General features: G+C 58.7%; 1 protein-coding gene (cut by a window edge). It reads right to left on the minus strand.

All coding sequences use genetic code 11. From position 1 onward, the window contains the following. Positions 1-16,136, minus strand: partial view of an LEPR-XLL domain-containing protein gene (locus ACVBAU_RS18760; RefSeq protein ID WP_448329673.1) — the 3' end only. Its footprint extends 19,609 nt past the window's final position; only the last 16,136 of its 35,745 coding nucleotides appear in the window; its start codon lies off the right edge, out of view — the gene reads right to left on this strand; it ends in the stop codon at positions 1-3.

Below are 16,136 nucleotides of genomic sequence, written 5' to 3' on the forward strand. Positions count from 1 at the left end.
TCAAGGCGCCGAAATCGACTGGATAAAAGGGGTCAGCGCAAATCTCAGGGAACTGGTGCCCGCAACATCAAAGCTGAGGTCTGCGCGGGTAAAATCATGGGCAAAAGACGTCAGGAATTGCTGGGTCACCATTTTGCGCAGTTCATCGTCCAGATCGCCCCAGACATAGGTGTTTGAACGGCTGGACCAGTTACCATAGTTGCCAAACCCGCTATAGCCAGCAGGAGACGGGGTATAACGGCCGTGTCGGTCGCCAAAGGCGAACACATCATAGGACTTGCGATGCCCCGAAAGGCTATCGTGACCTGCGCCCCCCACCAGAATGTTGTTATAGCCCGAGGCCGACAGATAATCGTTGCCGTCACCCCCAAACAGGATATCCGAGCCGCCGCCGCTATAGATACGGTCGTTGCCGCCTTCACCGTCCATCAGATCGTTGGCCTTGGTGCCATACATCCGATCATCGCCCGATCCCCCCAGGACGACCTGACTGGCATCCTCACCATAGCGCAGTTCGCGGCTATCTTTGAAGCGGCCATAGCCCGCATCAAGCCGGTCATCACCCGCGCCGCCATCGATAAAGTTCGACCCCGATATACCGTCGATCCGGTCGTCGCCGCCATTGCCGGCCAAGGCGTTATTACGATCGTTGCCCTTGATCGTATCGTCATAGGCCGACCCCGAAACATCTTCGAACCCACCCGCGGTGGACAGTTTGAGCGACAGGTTGATCTTACCGTACTTGCTGTCACCGTTTATTATCTGGCGGCTGCTGTCGCGCAGGTTCAGATCGATCGGGCCGATAAAGTTACTGAAATCAAGCGCATCACCGGTGTCATTCATCAGGCCGTCAGGCGTTGTGCCTTGGTCCGAGTGTTTGTCGTAGCGCTCGTTCTCGATGAAATCGCTTTCAACCAGACGATCAATGCCAAGGCTGCCCCCCGCAAAGACATAGGTATCGTCATCTGTACCGCCCCACGCCCAGTCATCGCCGCGCCCGCCTTCGATCACGTCTTTGCCACCTTCGGTTACGAAGGTCAGCTGCAGACCCTGGATCGTGTAGGGATCAATCCGGTCAAAGTCATTTTTATAGTATTCGCGCTTGCCGTTGTCCGCGAACCCGTCGAGCCCGATGATATTGCCACGAATGGTGATAACTTCGGCGTTGTCGCCAACGATCCGATCATCCCCGTCCTCCCCATTGAGGGTGTCATTGCCATCGCCACCGATCAGCACATCCCCATCGACGCCACCCAGGATCGTGTCATTCGCGGTTCCGGGCGCACCTGTCAGGGCGGCAAAGTTGAACACAGCGTTATCGAACACGCGCATGAACCCCTGATCCCCCAGCACAAGATCGGTATCATGGTCACCTTGCTGCACGACATCTGCCTTATCGGCACCACCGACAATCTGGATACCAGCTAGGCTCGGCGTGTCGCGGTCGTGGTGATACCACTTGCCTTTGTGCTGGTACCCGCCCGAATTAATGCGCAGCTCGAATGCATCGCCGCTGACATCGCGGAAGATCACGACGTTGGCCGGCAGGCTTGGGTTCATCGGATCATATTCGATGAATTCACCGGTAAAGTTCGCGCCAGCCGGATCGTTCAGGCTGATCGACTGGCCATTGGCAGATACCAGACGATACCCGCCATCGCGCGCCGCGTCGCGGTCTTCCGCGTCGATATAAAGGTATACGTCATAGCTGCCAGTGCCATAGATGGCATCCAGGCCAGAGACGTCTACCCCAAGTTCGGACTTGGACTTGGCGTAGATATAACCGTTGAACAGGCTGCCATTCTGGGTGTCTGCGTTGATCTGGTCATGATCTTCGACATAGGCGTCGCGCACATATTTGCTGTCCAGATTCTGACCGACTGTGATGCGGATCCCTTCGCTTGTCAGCATGGAGGCAACATCCACCTCATAGGTCTTAGATTTTTTGTACCAGCCCCAGCCATGATCATTGCCGTAGGTTTTGGTAAAGTCGCCTTGATCGACAAAATTCGTCCAGCTGCCCGCCGCGACAAAGCCTGCCGGACCATCAACCCAACCTTCGTCAACCTGCGCCCCAAAGTTGAAGCCGCGTGCGATCACATCCGCGCCCGAGGTCGCATCATCCACACCGTTATGTTCGAAAATATCGCCCGTGTTGATGGTGTCGTCACCCTGCCCGCCAATCACCCGATCCGTGCCGTTTCCGGTCAGGATCGTATCGTTATAATTCGGTGTGGCATCGCCGTTACGGCTGATAATCTCGCGCAGCTCGCCAAAGCTGACAGGGCCGACCGGACCGGTCCGCAGGAACGTCAGGATACCGCCGTCGCCCAGAACCGTATCCGCATCAAAGCGACCCATATCGGCATCGCCGGCGCTGTTGATCATGTCGCCGCCCGCCCCGCCAAGAATGATATCCTCGCCGCCACCGGTCAGGATAACGTCATCGCCGCCGATGCTGTCTGCCACCGTCTCGAACGTATCAATCGGGTAGGATTGACCAACAATTTGCAGGCCCGAGATCACCGGATATCCGGAGCGCTGGTTCGACGGGATCGACACTTCGATGGTAATAGAGCCACCCGACAGGCCGGTGCCAACAACATAGTTCCCCAGACCCGGCGCATTCTGATCCTGCGACGTCACGCGGATCAGGTCACCCGCAAAGTTAACGCCATCCGGATCACTGACAAAGTAGCTTTCCGTTCCGATGGTGACCTGACGCACGGTGCCATATTTGCGGCTTGTCTTACCATCATCGCCGTCAAGGTAGACGTAGATGTCGAAGGTCTCATAGTGGCGATCCAAACCGCTTAGCGTGATGACCAGCGTGTCGTCGTGACCGGTGTAAAGATAGCCCTCGTAGAGGCGATCATCGGCAGAGTTCGGATAGCGGATATCGCTGTGGGTATCGTCATTAGCATCGCGCATACGGCCTTTGTCATCACGTACGCTCCATTCGATGGTGACGTCGCGCATGATAGCGCCGCTGTCGTCGCGTACCAATTCGGCCGCGTCGTCGCCAAAGATGCCGCGATCATCGCCCAGCTCGTTCCAGCCGCCCGTACGCGGTGCGGGCTTGTCAGAGGCCGGATCGCCTGCCCCCGCAACACCGTCTACCGTGGTGTCAGCGCGATACTTGTCATTGCCAAAATTAAAGCTGATTACGCCGAATTCCTGACCGGATGGATCAGCAGTCGAAGGCCCGTCAAACACGCCGGTCTTGTTCAAGGTGATCTTGGCGTTGTCGCCAAAGACGAGGTCGGTCAGGTTGTCCACGATGCCCGCATTGATCGCGTCATCACCGTTGCCCCCCAGAATGATGTCGGTCGACAGGCCGGTGCTGATCACATCGTGGCCGCCGAATGCGGGGTCAATCGACACGATGTCGCGCAGGAACGTGTAGCTGCCGGTCTCAGGGTTCACAAAGTTGATGTAGCCGTGGTCGCCCAAGACAATATCGTAGCCATCGGTGCCACTGAAATCACCGGCAAAGTCGGTGACAATCGTATCATCCTTGGCCCCGCCAAAGACGATGTCATTGCCCAGACCTGTGGTGATCATATCATTGCCGCCGATGGTGGGGCTTTGCGTGGTCACGCTCAAAAGCGCGATGGGAAGATCGCCAAAGTTGGTCACGGTGCTGTCAAAGATCGCGGTGCCGTTGTCGCCAAGAACGATGTTATCACCCTGACCCGCGTCGATCAGGTCATCGCCATTGCCGCCAAAGATCAGATCGGTGCTCGCGCCCGTGGCGATCTTGTCGTCGTCGCCCAAAGCATCAGCGATCGACGTCAGGGTGCGCAATGCCAGGCCAAAGCTTGGGACATTGATTTCGACCGCACCAGATTCAAGCAGACCACTATCACCCAGAACAATGTTCGATCCTTCGGAGGCGTAGATTTCGTCGCGGTCAAAGCCACCCAGCACGATATCATCGCCGCGACCTGTGTGGATCACATCGCGGCCGCCATAGGCTGTGTCGATAGATGTGACCAGATCAAGCGTCGACAGGTCGCCGTCAAGGTTCCAGTACGCCGCACCAAAGTCACCGAAGACCAGATTGATCGCGTCAGGCTGGGCCGTCGTTTCGCCGACATTTGCCGTGATCATGTCATGAGCACCACCGCCGAGGATCAGGTCAGCGCCGTAGCCCGTCCGAATAATGTCGTCGCCACCGGTTGCGGGCGACGTGGTCGAAATTTCGACCAGTGCAATAGCGAGGTCACCAAAGTTGGGTGCCTGCGTCTCGAAGATCACATAGCCGTTGTCGCCCAGAACGATGTTATTGCCCTGCGCCGCGTCTATGTCGTCGCCGGCCTGACCACCCAGAATGATATCGGTGTCATCGCCCGTACGGATTTTGTCGGACCCGCCACGGGTGTCTTCGATGGTCCGGATTGTCCGCAGTGCCAGACCAAAGGCCGGCACATTCGTTGCCGCCGCACCCGAAAGGATCTCGCCGCTGTCCCCGATAATCAGGTTCTGGCCCTGGCTTGCGTCAATATCGTCGTTTGCGTCGCCCCCGATGATAATATCGCTGGCGCGGCCTGTACGAATGATGTCATTGCCGCCGACGAAGGCATCTGTCGACACCACACGATCCAGCGTCGACAGATCATTGTCGTCATTCCAGTAGGCGGCACCGAAGTCCCCGAGGATCAGGTTCACCGCATCGCTTTGCGCCGCCGTCTCGCCCATATTTGCAACAATGTTATCGTTGCCGAACCCGCCAAGGATCAGATCAGCACCAAAGCCGGTACGGATAGTGTCATCGCCACCCGTGGTCGCATCCAAGGTTGCCGCATATACCAGCGCGTAGCGGAAGGTACCGAAATTCGGAGCCTCGGTCGCGAGCAAGACCTGACCATTATCGCCGAGCACGATATTGTCGCCCTGACCCGCATCGATCACGTCACCCGCCTGACCGCCGATAATGATGTCCGTGCCGGTGAAGGTGTTGATCGTATCAACGCCCCCCACATCAGTGAACGTCGAGGTAAACGAGGTCGGCGCACGCGCCACCCCATCGGTCACATCGGTCAGACCGCCGGTGCCAAGACGCAGGCTCAGGGCGCCGTTTTCATCCAGATACTCGAGCACGCCACGGTCGCCAAAGACGATATCATCCGCGGTGCCCGTATCAATCTTGTCGGAATCCTGACCACCAAAGACCACAAGCGGCAAGCTCGTATCCGGTGCGGTGACAATGTCAGCGTCGCGCACGGCAGCATACTGGTCATAGGGGCCTTGGGTGTTCAGCGCAAAGAAGTCGTCGGCGTTGTCCAGCGTGATCATCACGTTGTCATTGCCCAGACCCGTGTTTAGCGACGTCACCGTTTGCGCACCAGCAATTGGCCGCGAATGTGTCGCATCGATAAAGATCGCGTCGTCGCCAAAGCCGGTCCAGTAGGTCACGCCGCTTAGGAAGTTGCCGTCGGCATCCGCCGCATAGCCGATGGCAGCAGGGGCGATCCCGACGATGTAGATGTCGGTCTGGCCAATGAACGTCTCGTCGATGCCGCGTTCTGTTGCCGCAGCTTGGGCAGCGGCGCGGTTGTCGGTGATCAGCGCGCGCTGGCCGATGGTACCATCGGCCAGAATTGCGGCCTCGTCCGAGATCATCAGCTGATGACGTCCCGCGCCCGCATCGATGTTAAGCAAGCCGGTGATGTTGTTCAGGTGACCCTTCAGGAAGCGGGTATCCGTGGTCAGGCCTTCTGCAGCTTCCGACGATACATAGATCCGCTCGTCTCCAGCACCCAGATGAAGGATGGTGCGGGCCGTCGTGCCCTGAACGTTGAGAACGTCGTCTTTATTACCCAAAGACAGGTCAAGGAATTCGACATTGTGATAGCCGATGCCGTCATTCTGCAGCGTTGTGGCGATGCGGTCGGTCTGCTGGCCAGCAGCCGCCAATGCGCCTGTGATGGCAACCTGAATTGGTGCGCCCGAACGGCTGGTGATACGCAGCACACCGTTCTCGGCGGTGGCGACCAGATGCGGGCCTTGTGCCGCGGCGATCTTGTCAGCCAATTTCTGCGCGACGGTCTGGGCCGTATCCCCCAAAACGGCAGTATAGCTGAAGACAGAGGCAGCCGCCGCCAGACCCGCGATCTGCGTCGGGGTCACAAGATCGGTCACCGTAACTGTCCACTGCTGGCCTACAACAGGTGCGGCGATAGCGAAGTCGGATTGGGTATAGTCGCCACCCAAACCGCGCGTGTCGATGCTGGCAATCCGCGTACCGGCCAATGCGCCCTGCAGCGTCAGATAAATCGCATCGCCCAAGCGATCCACGCCGACGTTATGGGTATAGGGTAGGAAATCGAAACCGTTGTTCGGGTTCAGGACGGGATCAAGCGCTGCAAGAATCTGTTTTTCTGTCGCGTTCCACGCAATCGCTTCGGTCGTCCGCAGGGCAACGACGCCGTTCACATCCGGCACCATGAAGGTCAGGGTGAAGGTCCCGCTGGTCGCGGACAGGCGCAGAACTTCGACGTTGTCGCGTATCGGGGTGATCGTGCCTTTGCGCAATTCCTCGATTGTGACAGCGGTGGTCGTATCAACGGCAGCAATCAGACCTGCAGTGTCAACGACGGTCAACGTATCTACATCAAGACCGCCTGCCTTGCCTCCAAACCCGACCAGATAGGCGATGCCGTCTTTGGTTTCGACGATTTCAACCGCGACGTCATATCCGGTGATCGCTTCGATCTGCTGGCGTGCAGTCTCGGTCGCGGCGGCGATGGTCGCGGCATTGGCGGTGCTATAGACAAAGGCCGCGAGCTCGGCGATGGCCATCGTGCCACCATAGCCAAGCACGAAGCGGCCGCCAATCGCACGCACTGCGATCTGCTGCACTTCGGCAACCGACGGCATATCCAGTCCGGTGAGGCGATCCCCGGTCAGGATCATCACGTTGGCATTGGTATCTAGGCTGTCGTCGAGGTTAAGTTTGTCGCCTGCGTCGGCCCCCATATCCAGCACCAGTTGGCCCGTGATCTGGTCAAGGATGCCGCGGTCGGAACCGACGTTGATGGTGTCGTCGCCAGCGCCTGTGGTGATGAACGTATGGCCGTTTGTGGATTTGACATTGACCACATCATTGCCGCGGCCCGTATCAATGCGTGTCTTGCCCTCATGTGTGCCTTCGACCGTCAGCGTATCAGTATTTCGGCCCAGACGGATATCGAGCACTTCGATACCACTGTAGGTAATGCCACCGGCAATGCGCTTGCCTGCGATGACAACATCATCCCCCATGCCCAGACCGCTGAGGCGGTTCGCGGTGAGCACGCCGTGGTCGGCTGCAGGGCTTTCGCCGTTAAAGATTGTCAGCGTATCAACCTGATCCGCCTCATCCACGCGCAGGTTGGCATTCACCGGCGCGTAGGAATAAAGGATGTTCTCACCCGTTGCGAAATCGCCTGGCAAGGCCGCCGCAATCGTCGCGGATGTCCCCGATACGACTGGCGTCAGGCTGCCGGGCAGCTTGTTCGCAAGTGTTTGCGTAATCGACGCGGCATCGGCTGTCGCAAGCGCAGTGCGCGCGTTTCCGTCAATGCTCAGCGACCATGTTGCACCGGCGGTTGGATTAATCACCCGGATCGCGGCCATCGTCCACGTCACACCGGTCTGCTTATACTGCTCGGCCACGGGAGTACCGCCGATAATCGCCTCAGCCCCTGTCGGCGTTGCTACATCGATATCAAAGCCACCGATGGCATCCCCGACTTCGACAATCCGCAGGCGCGTCTCGCCAACAAGGTTCACGATGGCACGGGCCTTGAACTGGGTGGTGGCCGCGTTGATCGCGTTCGCAAGTTCCAGCGCGATCGTCCCGGCAAAGTTCTGGCCCGCAGCCGGCGTGTAGCTGACAGTGATCTGGCCCGCAGTCGACCCTGGCGTTGGTGACAGCGTGATCGCATAGGTGCCCGCAGTTGCGGCGGCGGTCAGGTCAACTGTCGCCTCCAGCCAGTCCAGCATGCCCAGAACTGCCGCACTTTGATCCGGTGTGCCAAAAATCTCTGCCGCACCAATCGCGGTGGCATCGTCATCATTTACGGTCAGGTCGACCGTGAACGGCGTGCCTTCGCCAATCTGGCTCCCGCTGGCAAAGGACAAGATGTCCTGCGCGGCGCTGACCAGATCAACAGGGCCGCTGCTTCCATTGGTACCAAATGTCGATACGTCATAGATGGTCGCCGTGCCGTTGATGCGCGGATCAAAGCCGGGACGCTCGCCATAAAGCTTGTTCACATGTGTCAGCGCCTGATCCGTGATTGTGGTCACGCCATCCGACGTTTCGATTTTATCCGCTGTCCCGCTCGGCAGCTTGTCGTTGGTCTCGCCGGGGCGCAGGATCGGGTTGTTCAGTTCAACTGCGGTTGGCGACGTACCACCGATGACACTGATTGGCCCACGGATGGAGTTCACGCGCTCGTTGAACGCTGCAAAGACCTTGGCATCGCCACCGTCGATGATGTCGTCGTCAATCGCCAGAACCGTGATGGTTTGTGCCGTGGCCCAGTTGTCGGCATCAAAGCGGACGTATTGGCGCAGTGTCATGGCCCCATCGCTGTCGGCGACAGTGGACCCGACCGGTGTGATCTCACCCGATGCGGACAGCGTTGCGCGCTTGTCTGCCAGCAGCTGAATACCGACCACTGTGCCGTTTACCGTCACATCGTACTGCCGCGCACCGCCGTTTGTGATCCGCTGGTCGTCGTCCCCCTGAATGTCAGCCGCCAGCTTGGCAGCCAGCGTTGCAAGGCTGTCATCGGTCACAACGGTCTGGCTATACAGCTTGCCGTCAAAGGTGACATCCCACGTTTCGCCAGCGGCAGGGATACCCGCGAATTCGATCTCGAGCACGTTGTCAAAGCTGAAATCCGGAACCGTACGGGTCAGGATTGTACCGCGTGTATCGGGCGTGATCACCGTCTCGACGAAGAAGCGTGGCAGGGATGCCGCATCGGTTGCCGTGATCAGGATGACATTCTGCGTCAGCACGGCGGAATAGTCGGTCAGCAAATTGATGGCGTCGATCAACCCGCCACGGACGGTCGCCAGCGTGTCACCGCCCTGCACCTCATAGAAGGCCGTAACCGCGCCCACCTGATAGGTTGCATCGTCATACAGCGTGACAGACCATACCTCGCCCGCAACTGCGGAACCGCCAAACGAAAGCTCGGCATAGGGGGCTGCGACGCGTACCTGAACGCGGTTCGCCTCGCCAAAGTTGGCCGCTGCGTCAAATGCCGCATCGCCATTATAAGTCCGTGTCTTCAGCGGCGTCACATCAACGGTGACCCATTTGTCGCCGGTCAACGCACCCGTCAGCACAATATCGAAACTGTCGGTGGCGCGGGCATCCGGCCCCGTGACCCCATCGCCGGCAAAACGCTCGGCCAGATCGGTGGAATTGCCGCTCTCGATGATCTCGACCGTGGGCGCATCGTCATCCAGCAGTTTCAGATCAAAGGCCGCAGGGGACAGGGTTTCCTGATTATCACCGGCTACATAGTCATAAGGCTCAAGCAGGGCGGCATCAGCACCTTGCGCAATGTCAGCCGCGCTTAGGCGCAGACCCCAAGTCGTGCCTTGAGCAATCACACCGCTGATCGGGCCAAAGCTGACAGTTGCAAAATCCCAATAGGTAGTGCTCAACTGGCGCAGTGCACTGTTAACCGCACCGGTCTGGCTGGTTTCAGCGCCCACCGTTTTTAGGCGCACAACCTGCAGGCCGAAGGGCGGCACGCCTGCTGCATCAGGGCGCTTGAAGATCACGATGGTGTTGTCGACGAACGCAGGCGGCGCGATGCTGTTGATGCCCGCAGCACCAAGACGGGTCAGTCCGCCCGTCGCAAGCGTCACAATCGAGAAGGCGTCGCCAGATGGCCGCGAGATCGAGATCGCGCCGCCAGCAGCAACGTTCACCACATACCCATCATTAAGCGCTGTAATCTGCCCCGCGATCTTCTGGCCGATCCCCGAGATACCGTTCTTCACGTCCGCCTCAACCGAGGTGTAGCTTATTACTTTGCCGTCCAGCAGAATGCTCCAGGTTGCGTCGGCAACGACACCGCCGACGATCGAAGGCACAAGCGTTGCCGTCCGGTAGAGTTCGGACGCGGCATAATCGGTGCCCGCCAGCTGGGCGACCAGACGGCCAGCGATGCTTTGCAGGGTATCGCCGGTGACGGCGGTGGCCGATACGGTCAGACCGTCCAGAATGATCTCCCATGTCGATCCGATCACGACACCGCCCGCAGCATTTTGTGTACCGTCGGCGGTCGAGGACGTCAGGGTGACAACAGCGACCTCAAGCGCGCGCTGGCCAGAAACAGGAAGCGCCGTCCCAGTGGGCGCAACTGCAGCAAGCTCGAATGCCTCGCCTTCGATCAGCACACCCATTTGGCTGTTCGCCGTGGCTTCGATTTCGAAACCGTTGTCGTAGAATGGCGTCTGCACCGATGCCTCGACGCTGAACCCGGCAGTATCCGTGATCCGCAGAGCCCCACCGATTACCGATGCCGTCAGGCCCGCTGGCCGACGCGCATCACCGTTGATTTTGTCACGCAACGCTTGCGCCACGGCAAGGCTGTTCGCGCCCGACCCGATAGTAGTGCGGTAGTCTTCGCCGTTGAGCGTGATCGTCCAGGTTTCAACGAAAGCGCCGGTATTGGTCGTGCCGCGGAAAATCTGGATGTCGGCAGAACGGTACAATGCAACGGCATCGCGGCTTTGGCTGATATCGGCGTTGATATTCGCGGCGACGCCCCGTGCGACATCGCCTTGCCCCAGCCCCAGGAACGCGTCCTGACCAAAGGTGATTTCGGGCGTGATGCGGGTATAGTGAACTCCCTCATCGACGCCGTCATTATTCGCGGCAATTTGCAACAGACGCGGTGTGTTCCAGTTGGTGCCATCAAAGCCCACAGTGACCGAATTGCCCGACTGCGTCCCCGTGAGGCCCGTGAACGATACCGTCGCACCATCCCCGACATTGAAGGTGACAGTCACAGGGCCAGTAGGCGCGCGCGACAGGGCTACATAGACGCTGTCGCCATTGGCGGTCAGACGGATGTCTTCGGCTGCAACATCTTGGTCGATGGTATCCACAGTCGACGCATTATCTACATGCGAGAAGATCAGAACCTCGGCGCTGTCGTTATCGATCACCTCGACCAGCACATCCGCGACCACCACGTTGTCATAGGGTTGCGCATCCGTCCCGATTGCACCCTCGACCACCGAGTGGCGCAGGTTCACGACCTGCCGCCCTTCGGCCAGTGCATCATTGACGCCAGTCACCGTGACGTACTGGATTTCGTCCCAGTTGGTCGCGTCGAACACCAGATCGGCAAAGGTCTCGGATCCGTTGACCATCACGCCCTTGCCACCGGCGGCTTGCGCGCTTTCGGTGCCACGGGTTGGCGTGATTGTCACTGTCACCTTACGATCAGGCGCGCGCGACAGGGCGATGCCGTAGGTGTTATGGATCAGCAATGGCGATGTCTGCGTGTCTTCGAAAACCCGCAGCGCATCGTAGTCGTTAAAGATGATGACCCCCGCTTCATCGTTATCCGCGATATTGGCCACGACATCCTTGGCAAATATCGCGTTATAGCGGTCGTCGTTACTGCTGACCGTGGTCTGGATCAGGCCGTTGTGACCATTCAGGCTGTTGGACACGACCGTGATTGCGCCGCCTTCGGTCACATCATTCAGATCGGCACCAGCGATGTTGATGTTGTCGCTGCCCAGACCACCGACGATTTCAACCTGCACGTTTTCGTTGGTGCTTTCGATAAAGAAGGTGTCATTCCCCTGCAGGGCATCGACGACCAGCTTCTCGAGGCCGACGAAGCTGACAAACAGACCGCCGCCAAAGACGCCATTTTCGGTGATTACATAGTCGTCGCCAAACTCGCTGCCCACGATGGTCAGGCTGTCAAAGCCGTCGCCGCCATCAATCCGCACAGGCGCATTAATGTTGTAGGACACAAAATCGGCACCCTGCCCGCCATTGATGTTCGTATAAGGTGCTGCGGGATCATCGGGATCGACGCGCACGAACGACCGCACAAGGAAGCTATCGTCGTCTTCATCCCCGAACAGGAACAATTCAGCCTTGTTGGAATAGACGGTAAAGTTGTCTTGCCCCGTGCCACCGTTCAACGTGGCGTTCTTGCTGATCCCATTGGACAGGAAGCCAAGCGTCACTTGCGTCGTGGTATATTGGTCGCGCCCCTTGAGCCCGTTGTACGGGTTCGACGCATCGCGCGCGCTGTCAAAGAGTTGGCCAACCTGGAAGGTATCATCGCCCGCGTCACCAAAGACGTTGAATGTGGCGAGCGTATCATCGAGCACAAACAGATCGTCGCCATCGCGGCCATTGACCTGAATATCGCCCTCAAGCGCGCCGTTATATTGCACTTCTTCAAGGATACCGGCGACCTGATCGCCGTTCTCGTCAAGCTGCAGTGCTGCGACGACACCGGTTGCGACCGTGGGGTCAAGGTTCGCGCGGAAGAGGAACAGATCGGCGCTGTTGGTCCCGTTGATCTCGGCGCGGTCAGCGCCCTGCCCGGCAACACCGCTGTCCAGCAGGCGGATCAGAGCCGTGCCCTCGCCCGACAAACCGATCTGATAGAAATCAGAGCCCTGCTCGCCATCAAGGTCAAGCTGGTAAGTCGTGCCCAGATCGCCGCTTTGCAACCCGTTTTTGAAGGTCTGTTTGCCGTAGCGGTCATAGTTGACCCGTACGATATCGTTCCCCTGACCCAGTTTGACCTCGGTCTGGCCGCCAAGGCGTTCAATGTTCAAGACATCATTCGCGGCGTCGTCAGTGGGCGATACAGCTTCGTCCCCCATATCGATCTGGGTCAACCCTGCGTGGGTGCCATCGATATGCAGTTCGTTGTTCGCATCGCTGGTCTCAAGGATCAGAGTCTCGAAGCTAGTGTATTTGATCCCAACAGTCATGCCGAGACCGATAATCTCGGTCGCGGTCAGGCGGCCGCCGCGATCGGCTGTTGTATCGCCATTGTCGCTTACGCGCAGAATGTCGGTGCCTTGCGCCGTGCCAGTCGGCTCTGACCCGCCGTCGATGGTCAACTGGCCGAACAGGATGTCGTTGACCGTGTATTCGCTGCCAGCGGTGGTCGAAATCGGGTTCCCCACAATAACGCTGTCAGTGCCGGTGCCGGTTTCGACAAAGGTTGGGCCATTGATAGCGTGGATATTGACCGCATCAACGCCGCCCCATGTGCGCAGCGTAGTCTTATCGGCCAAGCCGGTCGAGGTGATGGTCGCTGTGTTTGCGCCGTCGCCCAGATCAACCTTGACCACTTCGACGGCGATGTAATGGATTGCAACGGTCTTGGTCCCGTCCACAAGGTTAAAGCCAGTGACCGACATCATGCCTTCAAGGTTCGCGGGATCAATCAGGCCAATCGTACCGGAGGATGCATTCGCGTCATTGCGGCCATTGATCAGCAGGGTGTCACTGCCGCGGTCGGTCGGCACCGTCGCACCCGATGCGAAAACATCGAAAGCGTTGATCGTGACAACCGCGTCAATCGCTGTCAGCGACCCCGCAGCATTTCCGATGCGGATCGTATCATCCCCGAGCCCCGAATTGATTTGCAGCGGAATATCTGTGCTTTGAACCGCAATGTCATCCGCGCCACCTGCCGTGTTCAGCACAACGTAGTCGGTGCCGATATGCGTCACGCCAACGGTCGCGGCACCGGTGACGGCCAGCGTGTCATCGTTGACAATGATCATGTCGCTATCGTTGGACCCGTCAAAGCGCACAGTAGATGTACCAGACCCGGTGTCATTGATGACCACATCAAAACCGGACCCTTTGGGCGCGTTGATGCGGTACGTCTCGGTCGATCCGGTCGACTTTGCATCCAGTGTCGCGGTGCCATCAAAGGCGACCACGGAAACAACGTTGCCATTGACCCGAATGGTCCGATCCATATCGTTGACCACCATGCGGTTGGTCGCATTCGATCCGCCGGTCAGGGTGACATTTTCAAAGATACCGTTCAGGTTTTCGAGGGTCGCGCTGTTCCAGACATCGGTATGTGGGCCAGAGACAGTGCCGACCACAAAGCGGTCTTCGAACAGGCCGAAGTCATAGCCCGCAAAGCTTTCGATCAGCGTATCACCGGTATCATTCGTGCCGCTGTCAAGGAAGGTGTCAAAGCCCTCGCCGCCTGTGATCGTGTCATTGTCAGAGCCGCCATCAATCCGGTCGTCAAAGGACGAACCGACAATCGTATCGCTGCCGTCATCGCCATTCAGCTCAAGCGCGACGGTGTTCTGCGTGAGCCCCTTGGCATCTATGGTGTCACCGGATGCGCCAGCGTTAATGATCAGCCTGTCACCGGCGGCACGGCGGAAATCGTTCAACACGATCGCGGTATTCGACCCGTTCCACTTTACGTCGACCTTGATGTCGCTTGCATCCACGGTGTCTTGCAGCAGCGTAAAGGTGTCTACGCCGGCGGTGCCGTTGATGATGACGGTGTCCGCGTTGTTGTCTGTGGTCCCTTCGCGCGACCCCGGACGGTCGGCTGGCGCGTCACGGAAACCCGGACCCTCGACCGCCAGATCGTCTTCGATGATCAGGCGGTTGACACCCTGGCCCGAGATATCGTCGACGATGACCGTATCATTGCCGCCAAGCAGCTGAACCTGAACCGTGCCCGTGCCACCGCGGATATCCACGCCGCGCGTATTGTCGCCGTTACGGATCACGACCGATCCTTTGCTGAGGCGGGCAGTGTCAGCACGCGCCGAACCGGTCACAAATACGGTATCCTCGGTGCCCGTCCCGTTGACCGTCAGAATGCCGGAAGCTGCCAACGTACGGAAGATCAGGTCGGCTCCCGTGCCACCATCGATCGTATCCGAGCCTTCGCCGCCATCAATTTCGTCTGCGCCGGACCCGCCGTTGATGGTGTCGCTACCCGCACCGCCAAACACGATGTCATTGCCCGCGCCCGCCAGGATTGTCGCGGCACCCGCCCCCAGCTGCTGGATAAAGTCATCCCCGCCGCGTGCGTTGATATAGATCGCATTGGCGCTGCTTGAAATGATGCGGTCGCCAAGCAGGCTCGCGGTTTCGCCGTCCGCCAATGCGCGTGTCACATCGGTGCCGTACACCTCGGATCCGGCGGCGGCAAAGCGCCCGATGGTGATCTGATCGCCAAAGTCGCTCGCGCCGTCTGTCTTGTTGATAATCGCGTTGCCCGACCCTTGGTAATCAACCAGATCAATGCCGTTGCCACCATCAAACACCAGATCGGCCTCGACGCCTTCGCGGACCAGAATGACGTCGCTGCCTTCGCCGCCATAGCCGATGATCCGGTTAACACCGGTGAAGACCTGTTCGCGACCCGAATAGATCAGCTTGATCGTGCCGGGTGCAATTTGTTCGATGATATAGGTTTCGTCCGTTGCACCAGCACCGATGCCGCGATCCCCATTGCTGGCGCCCATATTCAAGGTCAGGTCGCCGCCGTTTTGATCCGCGAGCTTGATGGGTTCGGGCAGTTCCAGATAACCGATGGTAAAGTTCAGGTTCAGCCTGATCCGGACGAACAGGATCTTGACGCTTGCATTTGCCTTGACGTTGATCGGCACACGCCCGCCGCGCTCGACATTCTCGATCTTGGCACCAAAGCCGATGCTGGCCCCGCCCCAATTGATGCCCAGACCGTACAGGCTGACCGACGCACTACCAGAGAAACCGATTGCCAGATTGCTTGGCGGCCCGTTGGCCGGACGGTTCAGATAATCATAATAGATGTTGAAGTGGAACGACCCTTCCATTCCGAAGCTGCGGCTGCCCAGCAACACGCCGCCGTTCAGGGTGACGTTAAACGTCCCATCGCTGCGGAAAACGCCATTTGCCGACATCGTCGCGATGCCGAAGAAGTTGATATTGGCGTTAAAGTTAACGGTCCATGCCTCGTTCACGACGATGACACTGAAGGCCGCGTTGAACTTAATGGTTTTGAGGAACTGAACGTCACCACTCAGCGCGAGGCTGAAGCTATTGGCTTTGAGGGTAAAGCTGCCAATCCGGCGTTCCTGATTGGTGGTGTTCA

Source organism: Sulfitobacter sp. M13 (genome assembly GCF_053474885.1).